Here is a 16,425-nt window from a genome sequence, read left to right as displayed (position 1 = left end):
CCCAGCACAGACAGATCGCCCGATCACCTAGCGTTGCCGGCGTGTCGCTCACCACCCACCTCGGAACCGAGCGGCGCGTCTGGGACACCGCCCTGCTGGGCATCGCCTACTGGGAAGCCCAACGCACCGCGCCCTCCGTCGTCCACACGCCACTGCTGACCAAGCCCCGAGCCACGGCCTGGACCGCAGCAGTCAAGGACGCCCACGACGCTCTGCGCTGCACCGACACCGGACTGCTCAGCGACAACCAGATTCAATGGCTCGTGGCCCGCACCAACGACGGCCAGGACCTCGACGAACTCCACGGCTGCCTCTGGGGCCTCGACCACGCCAACGCCGACGCGTTCATCACCTGCTGGCGCGACCGTCACGACGAAGAAGTGCTCCTCACCCCCGGCGACATGATCCCGGTCCCGGAAGTGATGTGGCCCGCCCTCGCCGACCAGCCACTCGTCTCCCGCACCACCTCGATCAACCAGCCTGCAGACGGCGAGCTGCCGCACGCCCGCCGCTACCAGCCCATCACCCTCGGGGACCGGCAACTGGAGATCGTCATCGACTTCGAGTTCGAAGCCGAGCTCCAAGAGGTCCTCCTGCCGGGCTTCACCGCGGCCGCGGTCCACCCCTATCGCGACCTCGCGGACTTCGCCAACGCCACGGGCACCGCGAACTTCCCGATCCGCCCACGCCGCCACAAGCCCGCCGTCACCCACGTCACCGACGCCCTCGACACCGGGGCGACCGTCGTGATCGTCCCCGAACTTCACGTCAATGCCCAGGCGCTCGAAAAACTCGCCGAGATCATGGCCGGCCACGACAGCGGACCGTGCCTCCTGATCGCAGGATCTAGGCACGAGAAGATCGGCAAGCGCAAGCTCAACATCGCCACCGGCCTCCTTGCAGGCGTCGACGAACCCCTGCTGCACACCAAGCTCTCACGGGCGATCTCCCCCTACACCGCAGCCGGACCGGCATTCGAGCTCATCGACCAGCCAGAGCCCCTGCGGCTCCGCCTCTGGCAAGCCGGTTCGATCCGCATGGCGATCGTCATCTGCAAAGACGTCCTCGACGGCCGCATCGCCGACCACCTGGTCTACCTCGGCGTCAACGTGCTGCTCGGCCCCGCGATGTCCGGCCGCACCGACGGCTTCCGCGGCCACGCCGAAACGATGGTCACCGACGCCCAATGCGTCTCAGTCATCGTGAACGGCCCGCTGCACTGGCAGGCCGCGACCCCGGCACCCAGCTCGCTCATCACCCGACCGGTCGCCGGCAGCCAACGCACCGACCACCACCGCACCGAACCCGGCATCGACCTGCTGCACCTCAACCCCGAAAAATAGGTGACAAGTAGGGGACAGGCGCGCTACGCTACGCGCATGGACCAGGCAGTCATCGCCCTCAAGCCGGCGCTGGTCAACGCCCTCACCGGCTGCGAACTCGAACGCTCCCAGGAGCTCCTGGGCACCGTAGAGGAAGCCGTCTCCGTCGCGCTCTCCAGCGGGGACGTGTCGCACCTGGTCTCCGTCCGCGGCCAGACATCGCGTCTGCGTCGCGCCGCATCGGCAGCCGCACCGGAATGGGACGGCCTGGCCCAGATGGTCACCTACGACCGTCTGCTGGCCGCCGCGATCACCGGCCTGCAACTCGCGCTGCGCCGCGAGCAGGGAGCAGCGGTCCCCGAGGACGTCCGGCGAGCCGCCCGCAGCGCAGCCCCGAAACTCACGATCCGCGAACAGGTCCTCAAGGCCCTCGACGACAAGCCGCGCCGGCCGCTGGAAATCATGCAGCGCACCGGCGTCGGCAAGCGCCAGACCCAGCGCGCACTCGGCGAACTCGTCAAGAGCGGCCAGGCCCGACCGGTCATCGCCGCAAGCGCCGACGACCGCTCGGCGTTCTACCAGCGTGTCGCCTGACCCAGCCGTCCCACCCTCAGCGCACCAGCGCCGCCAGCAGGGCATAACCGTGGACGACCGCGGTCGGGACGTACACCGCCATCACGCCGGCCATCCGCGCCCGCGTCTGCGGACCGGCGACCACCGCGAAGCCCGAAGCCACAGTCAGCCACAACATCCCCGTCAGCAGGAACGCCTGCTCCCGAGGGTGCGGGGCATCGCCCGAGAGGAAGGCCGACGTGTCGGGTCGGCGCCACCGCGACCAGCAGCAGCGACGCCAGGACCGCCAAGGCGGCGAGCACCGTCAACGAGCTCTGCCACCGCGCCCCGACCACAACGATCGCCACGCTCACCGCGACCAGCAGCCACGGCTCGCCCTCCTCTCCGGCGTTGCCAGGGATCGTCGCCGGGGCGATCCCGGCGAGGACCAGAACGGTTCCCGCCACGTTCGAGCGCGAAGCACCGGTGGCGGCCGCGTGCAGCAGCAACAGGGCTCCGGGGAGCACGAGCAGGAACACCAGACTCGTTCCCTTGTCGTGCGGGAGGAGCGTGAACGCAAGTCCCGGCACGCGGCGAACGTATCAGCGCTCCGGGCGCGTGGGCTCCTGCTGCAAGATGCCGTGTAGAACGAGCGCGCGAACCGCAGCGGCGGCCCGCTCGGGACTCCACCGGTGGCCGGTGCGCAAGTGGATGTAGGTCCAGCCTGCGGAGTTGAACAACACCGTCGCGAGGTCCGGGTCCTGCTCCGGACGCAGGACCGCTTCCGCCCGGGCGTCGTGCAACAGGCGCTCGAGCGGCTCGGTGAAGACCCCGCGAGTCACGTCGCCCTCAGGGTCGTCGTCGGCCTCGTGGAAGACCTCATCCGAGATCGCACCGAGGGCGACCAGGAGGGGGAGGTGGCGTTCGGCCTGCTCGAGCAGCACGTCCACCGCAGCCGAAAGTCGCTCCCCCGCCGGAAGCGAGGACGTCAGCAGCGGCCACATCGCGTCCCGGTACTCCGTGGTGGCCCGAGCGGCGAGCAGGCCCAGCACGTCGCCCTTCCCGATCTCGTGCCGGTGAAGCGTCACGCGGGACACCCCGATCGCGCTCGCGAGGTCCTCCAGACGCAACCCGGCATAGCCGGTCCGGCCCATCGCCGCGGCGGCCGCGTCCAACTGCTCATCACTCAACTTCATACCCGTGAACTATACGCACCACTTGCACAGATGAAACATCTGTGTTTCACTCTAGAACCATGAAAGGTTCACGGTTCATCGGTCAGCTCGCACCGGCCGCGTTCTCGTTCGCGGCCGCGACATACTGCGGGCGGCTACTGGGACGATGCGTGGCACACAGAACGCGGTCGCGACACGTTCTTCATCGCGCCCCACATCGCCATCTACCTCGGGATCGCCGTCGCGGGCCTGGCCCTCGCCGCCGCACTCGCCTCCCGGACTCGGGACCGGCGCACCGACGTGCTGCTCAGGATCGGACTGCTGACCTTGATCGGAGCGCTTCTCTCAGGGCCGCTGGACAACGCCTGGCACGAGGCATTCGGCCGCGACTCGGTGCTCTGGAGCCCACCGCACATGCTCGGAATCGTCGGCTCGCTCGGCCTGGCCTACATCATGCTCCTGCACCTCAGCACCACCCCGCAACATCACCGCGTCCTCGGCGCCGCCACCGCCGGGCTCGTCGTCGCCGCAGCCGCCTTCAGCGTCGCCGAGTACGAAACCGACGTACCGCAGTTCGCGCCCGTCTGGTATCCGATCGTGCTGGCGTTCGCCGCGACCGTCGCACTGCGCCTGATCACCAACACGACAACGGCCCGGTGGGCAGCCACCAACGCCGCAGCCGTTCAGTCCGTCTTCGTCGCCGTGACCGGCGCGCTGCTGCTCGGCCTGGGCTACGACGCACCTTGGTTCTCGCTGATGCTCGCGCCGGGCCTCGCCATCGACCTCGGCGTCCGCCGACGGTGGGGGTACGCACGCTGCGCAGGCGCCATCACCCTCGCTGTCGTCCTCGTTGTCATGCCGCTCCGCGAGATCGCCGGTGGCGTCGGGCTGACAGCCTCCGACATCGGTCCCGCCGCCGCAGGGGTCTACGTGACCTCGCTCCTCGCGCTGTGGCTCGCCGACGGTGCACCACGCCGCAGGGGAGGCCTGCTGACCGCGGCCACCGCACTCGCCCTGCTGCTGCCGGGAGCCGCGTACGCCCACGACCCCGGACAGGGCAACCCCGCGGGCACCGTCGCGTGGCGAGCCCAGACAACCCGTCAAGACGTGACAGCCACCGTTCGCGCCGACGCGTTGTGCGGACGGACGCCGGCCCGTCTGGTCGCCCGGCGAGGGGGACGGCTCATTCGGGGCTCGGACCTGCGCGGGGACTGCCGCCGAACCGGTCGCCTGAACCTGGACCGCGCCGGGCGCTGGTTCCTCTACCTGGAGATCGATGCTCCCGACGGACGGATCGAGAGCTGGGTCCCCGTCACGGCGGGGACATCGAGGACCTCCGCGCAGCCGCTGCGGTACGCCTACTACCCGCGAACGCCAGGGCGCGCTTCCACGATCAAACTCGGAGCCGGCCTGCTGCTGTACTCCCTGGTCGCCGCCTTCCTCGTGCTCCTCGCTCGCGCCGCGCGGGCCCTGCAACCGACAACCTCAGCCAAGCCGGCGTGACGTCCGTCGGGACCTCGCCATGGTCGATCAGCCGATGACCACCGGCGTTCCTACGCGAACCCGTCGATAGAGCCGCACGACATCGCGCACGCGCATGCGCACGCATCCGTGGGACGCCCGACTTCCGATCGACCCCTCCTCGGACGTCCCGTGGATCCCGATCCCCCCGGCGAGGCCCATCCAGCGGGCCCGCAGCGGGTTCTGCGGCGAACCGCCCGCGACGACCGAGCCACCCAACTCGCCCGCCCACGGAGCGTTGGGCACGTACCAGTCCGGGTTGACCTGCTTGGACCGGATCCTGAACCGACCGCTCGGCGTCGGATAGGCCGGCTGCCCATGAGCGATCCGGTAGCTCGAGACGCGTCGCAAACCGACGAACAGCCGCAGCGTGAAGGTCCGCTTGTCGACCGTGACGATCGACGGATACATGCGCCGCAGCGCACCATCTGTATGAGCCGGGCGGATGCGGCGCACAGCGACCGTCACGCGACGCCCCTCCGGCTGCGCGGCAAGGGTCGCGATCGTACCGGCGAGCCGCGACGCGTCCACCTCAAGCCCCACTCGCGCGCGTCGCCACGACACACCACGACTCGTGATGCGGACCAGCCGCGCAGACCGAGCGCTCCGACGCACCGCGAGACGCACCCTCTCAGCCTGTGCAGCGACCCGGCTGGGATCGGTCACCACCGTCAGGCCCACATCGACCGGGCCGGTAGGAGCCGTCACCGCCGCGGCGCGCTGAGCCGTCCCGGGAGCGTCCAGCTGTGCCCCGAGCTCTGCGGGATCGATCGCGAAACGGCGCCCAGCGACCATCAGGACCAACGGCACCTGCAGCCGGGGACCCAACCGGTCCTGCAGCCGGGCCGCAGCGGCCTGCACCGTCAAACCGCCGAGGTCGACACCCCCGGCGCTGACCCCCGCGGCAATCACCTGATCGCCAGACGCGCGCGCCCAGGGGCGAAGCCGAGAACGACCACCGCCACCGCCAGGATTCGCAACATGCCCGGACGGTACCAGCACTCCTACGTAGCGTCGGAGATTTGCGGCGAGGAGCGACCGGACGCGACAGCGAACCTCCTGGCACGCCGGCGCAACGCCCAGATCCCCACGAAACCGACGGCGACAAGCGCCAGGCTCGTCCACTGCGCCTGCCGCAGGCCCAGGCCGACCACCGGACTGTCACGGATTACGAAGAAGATCACGAACCGCGACGCGGCGTAGCCGGCGACCACTGCGCACAGCAGAGCGCCAGGGGGCCCGAAGGTCCGACGCAGCCGCCAGGCGACGATGAACAGCAGCCCCGCAGCGATGATCTCGTAGAACGCCCCGGACTGATAGGCGACGTCGCGCAACGGGGTCTCGGAATCGGGATGCGGATAGACGAAGCCCCACGGTGCGTCGGTCCGGGGCCCGTAGTGCTCCCCCGACAGCAGGTCGCCGACGCGCCCGACGGCCATACCGAGCGGAAACGTCAACGCGTACAGATCCAGATACCGCAAGACCGCTCCTGTACGCCGCAACACCACCCACGCCGCCAGCGGGGCCGCCAGCATCGCGCCGTAGAACGCAAAGCCACGCGTCCCCAACCACGAGCCGGGGTCCAAAAGGGCGGCAGCGTCGTCCTGTGCGAGAAAGAAGAGCCGCGATCCGACGATCCCGGCGATCGCGATCGCGACGATGCCGTCAGTCGCGCGCGCGGGATCGAGTCCGTAGCTCGGAGCCAGTCGCACGACCAGCGCGCTGCCGACGGCGATCCCGACCGCGATCATGACCCCGTGCCACGCCAGTTCCACCGGACCTAGGGAGAACGTGGGGGAGAGGTCGAGGGTGATCGCCGCCATTCGCATGTCCTACGAAGTGTAGGACATACTGTTGGGGTGATCCTTGGACGCGCCATCCTCGTCCTGCTCCTCCTCGTCGCGCTGGCCGGACTGGCCAGCGCACTGCGCGCCGCACGCCGCGGAGACCGACGCTACCTCGAGGTCGCCCGGCGGTCGGTGATCGCCAGCGCCGGGCTCGCCGCGAGCGCCATGCTGCTCCTGGAAGCCGCCTACGTCCGAGACGACTTCGACTTCGCGCTGGTCGCAGGGAACTCCAGCACGACCACGCCGCTCTACTACAAGCTGACAGCGGTCTGGTCCACGCAGGCCGGGTCGCTGCTCCTGTGGCTCTGCGTGCTGGGAGCGATGAGCGTCGTCGCAGTCCGCAACTTCCGCGACGAGCACCGCGAGCTGGAACCCATCACCGTCGCGGTGCTGCTCGCCGTCAGTGCGTTCTTCGCGTTCCTCATGGTCTTCTACGCAAGCCCGTTCGACGCCAGCCCCGTCGGCACATCGCAGGGAGCCGGCCTGCAGCCGCTGCTGCGCTACCCCCTGATGGCACTCCACCCGATCGCCCTGTACCTCGGGTACGCCGGGGCCACCGTCCCGTTCGCCTACGCCGTCGCAGCTCTCGCGCGTGGACGACTGGACGCCAGCTGGCTGACCGCCGTGCGCAGGTACGCCATGCTCGCCTGGATGTTCCTGGCAGCCGGCCTGGTCCTCGGGTCGCGCTGGTCCTACGCGGAGCTCGGCTGGGGCGGCTACTGGGGCTGGGACCCGGTCGAAAACGCGGCGCTCCTTCCCTGGCTCACCGCGACGGCCTTCATCCACAGCTCCGTCATCCAAGAACGGCGCGGCATGCTGAAGATCTGGAACGTCTCGCTCGTCGCCGCCACCTTCGTCCTGTCCCTCGTCGGAACGTTCCTGGTCCGTTCCGGGATCCTTGACTCGATCCACGCCTTCGGAGCCTCAACGCTGGGCGTCCCGTTCCTCCTGCTCATCGCCGCGACGATCGCACTATCCGTCGGGCTGATCGTCTGGCGCGTCCCGCAACTGCGATCAGAACACCGGCTCGACGGCATCCTCTCGCGGGAAACCGTCTTCCTGCTGAACAACGTCATCCTGGTCGGCCTCGCATTCGTCGTCTTCTGGGGCACCTTCTTCCCCCTGATCAGCGAAGCAGTCACAGGCACGAAATCCGCTCTCGGGCCACCGTGGTTTGAGCTGTACGTCACACCGCTGGGCATCGCGCTCGTGCTGCTGCTCGCCATCGGCCCGAACCTCGCCTGGAAACGCACCCGGCCGCGCGCCCTCGCCCGCGTCCTGCGCGTCCCCGCACTGCTCGCAGTAATCGCGGCCGCAGCAGCGGTATCGCTCGGAACGTCCTCCACGAGCGCCGTCCTCACCACCCTAGGTGCGGCCCTCATCGTCGCCGCCAGCACCCAGGAACTGGCCCGCGCCGCCACCGCCAGAGCAGCCGCCACCGGAGCCGGGCGGCGGCGATCGGCCCTAGACGTCGTACGCCGCAACCGCCGCCGCTACGGGGGCTACCTGACCCATGTCGGGTTCGCGACGATGTTGCTCGGTGTCGCGATCTCGGGTGCGTCGAAGTCCGGGCGCGACATCACCATGCGCCCCGGCGACGAGGTGACGGTCGCCGGCTACCGCGTCGCCTACGAGCGTCCAACTACCAGCGTCCGAAGCGAGAAGATCGCGTTCGGCACCTCACTGTCGATCTGGCGAGGTGGGCGGCGCCTGGGGACGCTGAGCCCTGCACGCGAGTACTACCCGTCGCTCGACCTCGGGGGGTCCAAGGGCACCTTCGGTCGATTCTTCGACGGGGAAGCGACCAGCGAGATCGGCATCCGCGCAAGCTTCGGTCGCGACCTCTGGATCTCAGCCGCCCCCGACCTCGAGACCCTCCGCAAGCCGATCGAGGAAGCGAACCGCCGCTTCAGCACCGTACCGCCGGTCGCCCAAGCACTCATCATCAACGCGATCGCCGAACGGTACGTCGTGCAGGCCCCGCCCGTCGCCTTTCGCGTCATCGTCCGGACCGGCGTGACCTGGATCTGGGTCGGCGCAAGCGTCATGGCGCTCGGCGCGCTGCTCGCCCTGCGCCGGCCTCGACGCCGACCGGGCGCTCGCCGCGCAGCCCTGCCCGCTCCGGAGAACCCGGCCCGGATGCCATACTCCGGCGTTCAATGAGCGCTATTGCCCCGTTGCAGGGTGATCTCCAGGTCCAGGTGATGGCCGTCATGTGGCGCCTCGACGAGGCAGCGGTCGACGACGTCCGCCAAAGCCTGCCGCCGCGCTACCGTGGCGCCTATACGACCGTGCAGACCGTCCTGAATCGACTCGCCGACCGCGGCCTGCTCAAACGCCGCAAGCAGGGCAAGCTCGTCCTCTACCGCGCCGCGATCACCGAGACCACCTACGTCGCCTCAACGGTCGAGCACGCCCTCGCAGGAGCATCCTCCGGCACCCGCGACGCCGTCCTGGCGCACCTCCTCGGGTCGATCGACGACCAGCAGATCGACGACCTCCGCCGCCTCCGCGAAGAGCTCGAGAGCAAGCGCAAGTAGCCCATGCTGGTCTCGCTCGCCGCGCTCCTGATCGCCGCCAGCCTCGCGCTACCCCACCGCGCCGCCCTCGATCGCGCACGCCCGGAACTCGCCATCGCTGTCTGGGGCGCCGCGCTCGTCCTGCGCGCAGCGCTCGCCCTCGGCGCCGCCGTCTTCGCCTTCCGGTTCATGCCGGCCACTGACCTCTTCGGCGCGCTGACCCACTGGTGCTGGCACACGGCGCTTCCCGGGCTCAGCACCCACCTGGGCCTCAACGGTCACGCCGTCGGAGACATCGCCGTGCTGATCCCCATCGCCGTCCTGGCGTTCTCGCTGCTCACGGTCGGACACGGCCTCGTGCGCGCATCGCGCGCAGTCACCCGTTTCGTCCGCCGCACCGCAGTCGGCCCCGGACCGGAAGGGTCCGTCATCGTCGGCCAACCCGGCGTTCTCGTCGCCGCAGCAGGCCTCACCCGCCCCAGAATCATCGTCAGCCCCCTCGCGCTCGCAGTGCTCGACGAACCCGAACTCCAGGTCAGCCTCGAGCACGAACGCGGCCACGTCGTACGACGCCACCGCTACGTCCTGCTTAGCGCCGAGATCCTCCGCGCCCTCGGCCGCGTCGTGCCCGGATCCCGACATGCAGTCCGCGAGATCCAGTTCCACCTCGAGCGAGACGCTGACCGCTGGGCCCTGGCCCGCGGAGGCGACCGCCTCGCCCTCGCCTCCGCGATCTGCAAGGCCGCCGAACTGCGCTGCGCCACCAGCCCCGCGCTCACCGCGCTGTCCGGCTCCTCGGTGACCACCCGCGTCCGCGAGCTCATGGACGGCGACCGCGACCGAAACGACCGCGGCCACCTCCTCCTCGCCAGCTGGCTCACCGGCCTTGCGCTGGTGTTCGTCGCGCTCCTTCCCGCCGCAGCGCTCTCGCCGGCCTCCGCAGCCGTGATCGTCGAGCACTGCCCCTTCTAGACGACGACCGCCAGCCCAACTCCCACGCCCTGTAGGATTCAGGGGCGTGCTCGTCGCCATCAACCGCACCCTCCGCCGCGCTCGACGCCGCATCGCCCTGTCCGTGGCCATGCTCTTCGTCGTGTTCGCCGTGATCGCGGCGCACTCCGCGCTGGGCGGCGGGCACATGGACCACGAGCAGGGCATGGCCACCGCCCTGGCTGTCTGTCTCGCCATCAGCGAGACCGCCGCAGGGGTCTTCATCGCCGTCGCCCTCAGTCAAGCCGCGGGACGCGTCGGACGCTGGCGACCCAGAGCCGAGCGCGCACTCTCCCAGATCACTCCGTGCCCCCGGACCACGAGCGCCCGCGCCCGGGCGGGCCCAGAGCTGCAGGTCTTCCTGACGTGATCGAGCGCTGCGTCACCTCACCGGTGCGCACCCACACTCGATCAGCTAACCCAAACAGGAGAACGACAACCTCATGCAGCACATCCTCAAGACCCGCCCGCTCACGCTGGCGGTCGCACTCATCGCCGTGCTCGCCGCGCTCGTCGTGGCCGGCTGCGGCTCCGACGACGACTCCGGCACGTCGAGCTCAAAGACCGGCAACGGCGTCGACCTCGCCTTCGTCGAGGAGATGGTCCCCCACCACAACTCCGCCGTCGCCATGGCGACCATCGCCAAGGAACGCGGCGAGCACGACGAGATCAAGACGCTGGCCGACAACATCATCAAGAGCCAGACCGCGGAAGTCACTCAGATGGAGACGATCGCCAAGACGCTCAAGGCCGACGGCGTCACCTCCGGCGACCTTGGTGTTCCGGAGGCGATGATGGGCATGTCCGGCGACGAGATGTCGCTGGAGACCGCCGACCCGTTCGACCGCGAGTTCATCGACATGATGGTCCCGCACCACCAAGGCGCGATCGTCATGGCGCGTGCGGTGCTCAAGAGGGGGAGAGCGCCGAAGTCAAGAAGCTCGCCGAGGCGATCATCGCCGCACAGTCCAAGGAGATCGGCGAGATGAACAGCTGGCGCAAGGAGTGGTACGGCGCGGAGTCTCCCGCAGGCGGCGTCCCCGCCGACACCGGCTCAGAGGACTCCTCCTCGGAGAGCATGCCCGGACACTCGATGTAGCCCGACTGCCGTGCCGGCCGGGACACCAGACCAACGGCGCCGGGGAGACCCGGCGCCGCCGGCCGGCCGAGCGGCGTTCGTCTTCGCCGACCTCGTCGGCTACACCGCGCTGACCGCCCACCACGGCGACGAGCTCGCCGCGGACCTCGCGCTCGCACTCGCTGACCTGGCGCGCACTGTCTTCCGTACCGCCACGTTCGTCAAGACGATCGGGGACGCCGTCATGGTTCGCGTTCCCGCCGCCAACGACGCCGTCGACCATGCCCTGACGCTGTGCGAGGTCGTCTGCGCACGCGTCGACTGGCCACAACTCACCACCGGCATCGCGTACGGCACCGCGGCGCAGCGCGGCACCGACTACTTCGGCGCGACCGTCAACCGCGCCGCCCGACTGTGCGCCCACGCCCAAGCGGGCCAGGTGCTCGTCGATCAACCGCTGCGCGACGCCGTCGGCCGGCACGACGGAATCCTCTGGGAGCCCGGGGGAGAGGTCGTCCTGCGCAACCTCGCCGAGCCCGTCACGGTCCACCAGGCCACCTGGCGACGCGCCGCACCTCGGGCCGTCCCGGCGATCGACCCGGTCTGCCGCATGCGCATCGACCCCGCGACCGCGATCCGCTCGACGCACCATGGCCAAGAGCTGTGGTTCTGCTCCCCGGAGTGCACGGCGCGGTTCCACCGCTCCCCAGAAGCCTTCACCAAGTCCTAGGACCCGTAGGAAGAACACGCAGAGGCCCAGTAGGGCATGCTGTACCCGGTGCTCGCCGGAATCCTCATCGCAGCGCTCGCCGGGCTCTTCGCCCGCCTCATGGTCCCGGAGCCCAAACCGCCGCGGGCGGCCGCCGTTCTGGCCGGCTTCCTCGGCATGCTCTCCGGCGCCCCGATCGCTCATAAGATCAGTGCCGATCACGAGTTTCACGCCTTTCGCCCCGAGAGCACGATCGCCGCCGTCGCCGGCGCCTACGTTCTGCTCGTCCTCCTACGACTGGTCATCCGCCGCTTCGGTGCATCCGAGGAACGACGCCTCTTCTCCTGACGCGCCTCGCCGAACCCTGGGCGGTCGCACGCCCGCACCACTTTCTCCTACACTTCGTCGGAATGCGAGGCGTGCGAGACCCAGACATGCAGTTCAGGATCAGAGCTGCCGTTCGTCACGGCAACCGAATCCGGTGGTTCGCAAAAGCCCGGAGCCTGCGGGCCTACGGCGCCAACGGTGCCTCGCTCGCTTCCCGGATGCGATACGTGCTCTGGGACCCGGAGGTAGGGGACTTCTCCTTCGACCTGGCCGACCTCGACGCCGCAGCGCACTTCCCTCGCCGCGAACTTCGAGGTCACGCCCGAGGTTGCCCGCCAGCTGCTCGAGGAGCCCGCCCAGGACGAGCGACTGCAGCGCGACTACGCCGCCCTTCGTCGGCCCGCGCTCCTGCGACCTCAGATGGCCCTCGGGCACCGCCCGCTGCTCTGGGCCCTGATCCGGCTACGGCGCCCGCACGTCGTGGTCGAGACAGGCCTGTGGTACGGACTCGGAGCCATGGTCATGCTGCGCGCACTCGAACGCAACGTCGAGGACGGAGGTCACGCCGGACGGCTGATCAGCTTCGACCCCGACCCGACCGCGGGATGGATGGTTCCCCAGCGCCACGCCGACCGCTGGACCTGGGCGCGGGCCACCACCCAGGACGCACTCGCCGCCAACCTCGCCGGCATCCGCGTCGACCTCTTCGTCCACGACACGCCCTCAGAGCCCGACCTCGAACGGTACGAGTTCACCACCGCGGCCGACGCGGCCGCCCCGGGCGCCGTCCTGTGCTCGGGCAACGGGCAGAACACCCCGGCGCTCCGCGAACTCTGCGACCAGCGCGGCTTCCCGTTCATGCACCACGACTACGCCGCCGCGGGCCACTTCTATCGCGGAAACGGGATCAGCTTCGCCACCGCGACCCGCATGACCAAGACCCTCTGAACCGTCACGGACCGGGCGGTCCTTGCAGAACCGCATAACGCGGCGAACCAGGTCGAGACCAACTCCTACGATACGTAGGATAAACGGATGGTCCCTGTCTTCCGGGCGGGAGCAGCGCTCCTCGCCGGCATCCTCATGGCCCTTCTTGCCGGCCAAGGCACCTCCGGCGCACGCCTCCCCGATCCCGCCGACCTCGCCGCACGAGCGGAATCCACCCGCGCAACGATCGTCCGAACCCGGCTGCGTGAACGCCGGCTGGCGCTGAGCATCAACTCCTTCCAGCGCCGGATCACCAAACTCGGAGCGCGCGGAGCGGTCCTCGAGCGCCGACTACAGACCCTCCGCACCCGCTACGCCGCCCGCGCAGCCGCCCTCGCCACGACCCGCAGAACACTGCGACGTCAGCGGCGGCGGACCGCCCGGCTTCGCAGCCGGCTCGGCCAGGTCCGAGACCTGCTCGCGGTCCGGCTCGTCGCCGAGTACAAAGCAGACCCGCCGGACCTCGTCAGCGTCGTCATCGGCAGCGACGGCTTCGCTGGCCTCCTCGAGCGCCGGGAGTTCCTGCGCCGGCTGCAGCGCAGCGATCAGGAGCTCATCCGTCAGGTCAGGCGCGCACAGACCGAAGCCGGGACCGCGATCGCCGCCCTCAAGCCACTCCAAGACCGCCAACAGACCGCCGCTCGCCGGGTCCGCCAACAGGCTGAGACCGTCCAGGCCGCCCGCAACGACGTCGCACTGATCGAGCTACAAATCGCCGCGGCACGCGACACGCGCCGACGCTCACTCGCCCTGGCGAAGGTGTCCCGTCGTCGCCAAGAACGTCACCTCGTCGCACTCCAGCGCGAGCAGCGCCGAGTGAGGGCGATCCTCGCGAAGTCCGCCCGGCAGGCACCAGCCAGTGCTTCGGCCGCGCCGACAACGACCGCAGGCGGAGCGCTGCAGATGCCTGTCTCCGGACCGCTGACCAGCCCGTTCGGCCCGCGCTGGGGACGTCTGCACGCCGGGATCGACATCGCCGCCCCGGGCGGGACGCCGATTCGAGCTGCAGAGGCCAGCCGCGTGGCCACCGCCGGCTGGATGGGGGGGCTACGGGCTCTACACCTGCATTCAGCACACCGCCTCCAAAGCCACCTGTTACGCCCACCAGTCGCGCCTGGGTACCCGGACAGGCGCGACCGTCCGCCGCGGGGAGATCATGGGCTACGTCGGCAACACCGGCAACTCGTTCGGGGACCACCTGCATTTCGAGGTAAGAATCAACGGACAGCCGGTCAACCCGCTCGCATACCTCTAACTCCCTACTCCTACGAGATGTAGGATAAAGGATGTGATCGTGACCGCCTTTCGAGCCTGGCAGCTGCGTCAGTGGGTGGCAGCCGCCGCGGGGACGGCGCTGGCCGCCGCGGTGATCGGCATCCCGACCGGGATCATCCAGACGTCGTACTACACGCGAATGACCCCGGTGCTCTGGTGGAACTGGCCCGTCTGGGCGGCCTCGTCGCTGCTGCTCGGGCTGACGGCGGCGACCTATCTACGGGCAGCCCCGCAGAGCCCGCGGGGACGACCCGCAACGCCGGTGCGACGCTGCTGTCGACCTTCGCGGTCGGCTGCCCGGTCTGCAACAAACTGATCGTCGCGCTCGTCGGCGTCTCCGGCGCCCTGGACTACTGGGCACCGGTCCAGCCACTCCCTCGGTCTGGCCGGTGTTGCGCTCCTGCTCGCCGGGCTGCGGATTCGCCTGCGGGGCCAGATCTCCTGCGCCAGCCCGCAGGTCGTCGGCGTCCCCGCCGGCTAACGCGCGCCAGGCCGCACGAATCCCAAGCGCCCCCGGCGTCAGGCCCATAGTTCCGGCGTGACACCGCGTCCGATGAGTTCCCTTCAACGACGGTCAGCTCGCCCCGCGGACCGACCTTCTCCACCACACCCATGTGCTCGTCCCACAAGATCAGGTCGCCGGGCCTCGGGACGTCGCTCCTCTTGAGGGTCCGGCCGGTCCGCGACGCCCACGACCATACGTCGTCAACACGCGCAAAGCCCTGACCCGCGTCGCCAAGAGGTGTGCCGGCCCGCGCCGACACCCACGAGGCGAAGTACGCACACCACGGGCCCACGGGACCCCCGGCACAGAGCGACGGTACTCAGCGATCCCTCGGCGAGTCATTGGAACCGGGAGGCCTCGCGCCGCCGACCTCGGCAGCGGCGAACGTCGCCGCCGAATCCCCGCGTTCGAACGCGATGGGGGAGACGCCGTCGCGCTGGCCAGGACCGACGAGAAGGCGACCGGCGAGTCGGTCACCTGGACGGGAACCGGCCCGGGGACGTACTGGCGGATCTCAGCGATCCGCGCCACGACCAGCTCAACGCTCATGAACCGGTGATCGGCAGACACAGCATCTCCTACACTCTGTAGTGATGACGAGTTCGTCGGACGATCCGGCTTCACAGGAGACGACGCCCATCGGGCGCCGCGCGTTTCTCGGAACACTCGCGGTCGGCGGGGTGACGCTGGCCACCGGAAACGCGCTCACCGACGCCCTCGCACGACTGGCCTCACCCATCACCGGCCGGCTTCCGCAGGGCGCGACGTGTCCCCGCGTCATCGTCGGGATGGCGGATCTACACCGTCTCGCGCCCCATGCCGCAGTTCGAACCGTCGCGCTGGCGGCTCGATATCGACGGCGACGTGACACAACCAATCCGCTACAGCTACGACGAGCTCCCTCACCCTTCCTCGCACGACGCAGACCTCCGACTTCCACTGCGTCACCGGATGGAGCGTCCAGAACGTGCGCTGGGAAGGGGGTGAGCGTCGCAGCGATTCTTGACCGAGCCGGGCTCCTCGCGGGCGCCCCTGATAAGGTCGGTTCGTTTCCGCCGAGCGCCCCTACGTGGACTCACTGACCCTCGCTCAAGCCTGCCTCGACGACGTCCTGCTGGCCTACCGCATGGACGGACGAGCACTTTCTCCCGCGCCGCACGGGCCCGCTCAGACTCGTCGTGCCGAAGATGTACGGCTACAAAAAGGCGTCAAATGGGTCGACCGCCTGGAGGTGACCGGCGACCAGTCGCCGGGATACTGGGAGCAGCGGGGGTACGACGCCGACGCGTGGATCGACCCCGACGATGCGGTCTGAGCTCGTCCCGCGGTTCCAGCGCCACCCGCGCGCGCCCTGCATTGGATCCACGCAACGGGGTTCCTGGCGATGACCTCTACCGGCCTTGCCCTGTACGTCCCGGCCTGAGTGGACTCGCCGGCGGCCGGACAGCGCTGAAAGCCGTCCACCTCGCGGCCGCCGCACTCGCGGTTTGCGCCGGCATCGCGCGGCGACCGTGGCCGTTGCCGACCGCAGGGCCCTTCGGTCAGCCCTTCACGACCTCGAGGCACTTCGACGTCGACGATCGCCGCTGGTTCAGAAACCGCCGGGTCCCCAAGGACG

20 protein-coding genes are annotated in these 16,425 nt (G+C 69.7%); 15 read left to right on the top strand and 5 right to left on the bottom strand.

Annotation, left to right across the window (positions count from 1 at the left end; all coding sequences use genetic code 11):
- Nucleotides 1-41: 41 nt before the first annotated feature.
- Both GKE82_RS24870 and GKE82_RS24865 read left to right on the top strand, forming a co-directional pair.
- On the top strand, nt 42-1,343 hold the full coding sequence (locus GKE82_RS24870) for a hypothetical protein (protein ID WP_154735612.1): 1,302 nt from the start codon (nt 42-44) through the stop codon (nt 1,341-1,343).
- A gap of 36 nt (nt 1,344-1,379) precedes the next feature.
- The gene (locus GKE82_RS24865; RefSeq protein ID WP_154735611.1) at nt 1,380-1,916 is read left to right on the top strand and encodes a hypothetical protein; all 537 of its coding nucleotides are present in this window, start codon (nt 1,380-1,382) and stop codon (nt 1,914-1,916) included.
- A gap of 16 nt (nt 1,917-1,932) precedes the next feature.
- Here the strand turns inward: GKE82_RS24865 and GKE82_RS24860 are convergent, their stop codons facing one another.
- On the bottom strand, nt 1,933-2,073 hold the full coding sequence (locus tag GKE82_RS24860) for a hypothetical protein (RefSeq protein ID WP_154735610.1): 141 nt from the start codon (nt 2,071-2,073) through the stop codon (nt 1,933-1,935).
- Between the two features lie 403 nt (nt 2,074-2,476).
- A complete protein-coding gene (locus GKE82_RS24855) occupies nt 2,477-3,070 on the bottom strand; it encodes a TetR/AcrR family transcriptional regulator (protein WP_154735609.1) in 594 nt (197 codons plus the stop codon).
- Between the two features lie 279 nt (nt 3,071-3,349).
- On the opposite strand from GKE82_RS24855, the gene GKE82_RS24850 reads away from it, so the two are divergent.
- Nucleotides 3,350-4,552: a hypothetical protein gene (locus tag GKE82_RS24850; protein WP_154735608.1), complete on the top strand. Its 1,203-nt coding sequence runs from the start codon at nt 3,350-3,352 to the stop codon at nt 4,550-4,552.
- Nucleotides 4,553-4,579: 27 nt separating this feature from the next.
- On the opposite strand, the gene GKE82_RS31075 is transcribed toward GKE82_RS24850, so the two are convergent.
- The gene (locus GKE82_RS31075) at nt 4,580-5,482 is read right to left on the bottom strand and encodes a L,D-transpeptidase (RefSeq protein WP_154735607.1); all 903 of its coding nucleotides are present in this window, start codon (nt 5,480-5,482) and stop codon (nt 4,580-4,582) included.
- A gap of 92 nt (nt 5,483-5,574) precedes the next feature.
- Nucleotides 5,575-6,393, bottom strand: coding sequence for a prolipoprotein diacylglyceryl transferase (locus GKE82_RS24840; RefSeq protein ID WP_196189453.1), 819 nt, complete (start codon nt 6,391-6,393; stop codon nt 5,575-5,577).
- A 36-nt stretch (nt 6,394-6,429) separates the two neighbouring features.
- Here GKE82_RS24840 and GKE82_RS24835 point away from each other — a divergent pair, with 36 nt between their 5' ends.
- From GKE82_RS24835 to GKE82_RS29420, 11 genes are all read left to right on the top strand, one after another.
- On the top strand, nt 6,430-8,580 hold the full coding sequence (locus GKE82_RS24835) for a cytochrome c-type biogenesis CcmF C-terminal domain-containing protein (protein WP_154735605.1): 2,151 nt from the start codon (nt 6,430-6,432) through the stop codon (nt 8,578-8,580).
- A complete protein-coding gene (locus tag GKE82_RS24830; protein ID WP_154735604.1) occupies nt 8,577-8,957 on the top strand; it encodes a BlaI/MecI/CopY family transcriptional regulator in 381 nt (126 codons plus the stop codon). Before GKE82_RS24835 ends, GKE82_RS24830 begins: the two co-directional genes overlap by 4 nt.
- 3 nt (nt 8,958-8,960) lie before the next feature.
- Nucleotides 8,961-9,908: a M56 family metallopeptidase gene (locus tag GKE82_RS24825; RefSeq protein ID WP_154735603.1), complete on the top strand. Its 948-nt coding sequence runs from the start codon at nt 8,961-8,963 to the stop codon at nt 9,906-9,908.
- Nucleotides 9,909-9,954: 46 nt separating this feature from the next.
- Nucleotides 9,955-10,296, top strand: a complete 342-nt coding sequence (locus tag GKE82_RS24820) for a hypothetical protein (protein WP_154735602.1) — start codon at nt 9,955-9,957, stop codon at nt 10,294-10,296.
- A gap of 73 nt (nt 10,297-10,369) precedes the next feature.
- Nucleotides 10,370-10,915: a DUF305 domain-containing protein gene (locus tag GKE82_RS27485; RefSeq protein ID WP_154735601.1), complete on the top strand. Its 546-nt coding sequence runs from the start codon at nt 10,370-10,372 to the stop codon at nt 10,913-10,915.
- Nucleotides 10,879-11,025 carry a hypothetical protein gene (locus GKE82_RS31765; protein ID WP_375337066.1) on the top strand — a complete coding sequence of 49 codons (147 nt, stop codon included), beginning with the start codon at nt 10,879-10,881 and terminating at the stop codon, nt 11,023-11,025. The genes GKE82_RS27485 and GKE82_RS31765 overlap by 37 nt, the downstream gene beginning before the upstream one ends.
- Before the next feature lie 10 nt (nt 11,026-11,035).
- Nucleotides 11,036-11,734: an adenylate/guanylate cyclase domain-containing protein gene (locus GKE82_RS31070; protein WP_154735600.1), complete on the top strand. Its 699-nt coding sequence runs from the start codon at nt 11,036-11,038 to the stop codon at nt 11,732-11,734.
- A 36-nt stretch (nt 11,735-11,770) separates the two neighbouring features.
- Nucleotides 11,771-12,061 carry a hypothetical protein gene (locus GKE82_RS24800; protein WP_154735599.1) on the top strand — a complete coding sequence of 97 codons (291 nt, stop codon included), beginning with the start codon at nt 11,771-11,773 and terminating at the stop codon, nt 12,059-12,061.
- 399 nt (nt 12,062-12,460) lie between these two features.
- Nucleotides 12,461-12,988: a class I SAM-dependent methyltransferase gene (locus GKE82_RS24795; protein ID WP_154735598.1), complete on the top strand. Its 528-nt coding sequence runs from the start codon at nt 12,461-12,463 to the stop codon at nt 12,986-12,988.
- A 1,042-nt stretch (nt 12,989-14,030) separates the two neighbouring features.
- Complete coding sequence (locus GKE82_RS31760) at nt 14,031-14,282, top strand: M23 family metallopeptidase (protein ID WP_154735738.1); 252 nt, start codon at nt 14,031-14,033, stop codon at nt 14,280-14,282.
- A 39-nt stretch (nt 14,283-14,321) separates the two neighbouring features.
- On the top strand, nt 14,322-14,618 hold the full coding sequence (locus tag GKE82_RS29420) for a hypothetical protein (protein WP_230317253.1): 297 nt from the start codon (nt 14,322-14,324) through the stop codon (nt 14,616-14,618).
- A 34-nt stretch (nt 14,619-14,652) separates the two neighbouring features.
- Here GKE82_RS29420 and GKE82_RS31755 read toward each other — a convergent pair whose 3' ends face one another.
- Nucleotides 14,653-15,099 (bottom strand): CHAP domain-containing protein, encoded by a 447-nt coding sequence (locus GKE82_RS31755; RefSeq protein ID WP_375337061.1) that lies wholly within the window; start codon nt 15,097-15,099, stop codon nt 14,653-14,655.
- Nucleotides 15,100-15,876: 777 nt separating this feature from the next.
- Here GKE82_RS31755 and GKE82_RS24770 point away from each other — a divergent pair.
- A complete protein-coding gene (locus GKE82_RS24770; RefSeq protein ID WP_154735596.1) occupies nt 15,877-16,122 on the top strand; it encodes a molybdopterin-dependent oxidoreductase in 246 nt (81 codons plus the stop codon).
- The last annotated feature ends 303 nt before the right edge of the window (nt 16,123-16,425 follow it).

The organism is Conexibacter sp. W3-3-2, from assembly GCF_009707605.1.
Classification (GTDB): Bacteria; Actinomycetota; Thermoleophilia; order Solirubrobacterales; family Solirubrobacteraceae; genus Paraconexibacter; species Paraconexibacter algicola.
This window is presented reverse-complemented; position numbering and strand designations above follow the sequence as displayed.

Coding starts and splice junctions, on each gene's coding strand:
- GKE82_RS24865 (WP_154735611.1), top strand. CDS start 1,380: ATGGACCAGGCAGTCATCGCCCTCAAGCCGGCGCTGGTCAACGCCCTC.
- GKE82_RS24860 (WP_154735610.1), bottom strand. CDS start 2,073: ATGTTGTGGCTGACTGTGGCTTCGGGCTTCGCGGTGGTCGCCGGTCCG.
- GKE82_RS24855 (WP_154735609.1), bottom strand. CDS start 3,070: ATGAAGTTGAGTGATGAGCAGTTGGACGCGGCCGCCGCGGCGATGGGC.
- GKE82_RS24840 (WP_196189453.1), bottom strand. CDS start 6,393: ATGGCGGCGATCACCCTCGACCTCTCCCCCACGTTCTCCCTAGGTCCG.
- GKE82_RS24830 (WP_154735604.1), top strand. CDS start 8,577: ATGAGCGCTATTGCCCCGTTGCAGGGTGATCTCCAGGTCCAGGTGATG.
- GKE82_RS24825 (WP_154735603.1), top strand. CDS start 8,961: ATGCTGGTCTCGCTCGCCGCGCTCCTGATCGCCGCCAGCCTCGCGCTA.
- GKE82_RS27485 (WP_154735601.1), top strand. CDS start 10,370: ATGCAGCACATCCTCAAGACCCGCCCGCTCACGCTGGCGGTCGCACTC.
- GKE82_RS24800 (WP_154735599.1), top strand. CDS start 11,771: ATGCTGTACCCGGTGCTCGCCGGAATCCTCATCGCAGCGCTCGCCGGG.
- GKE82_RS24795 (WP_154735598.1), top strand. CDS start 12,461: ATGGCCCTCGGGCACCGCCCGCTGCTCTGGGCCCTGATCCGGCTACGG.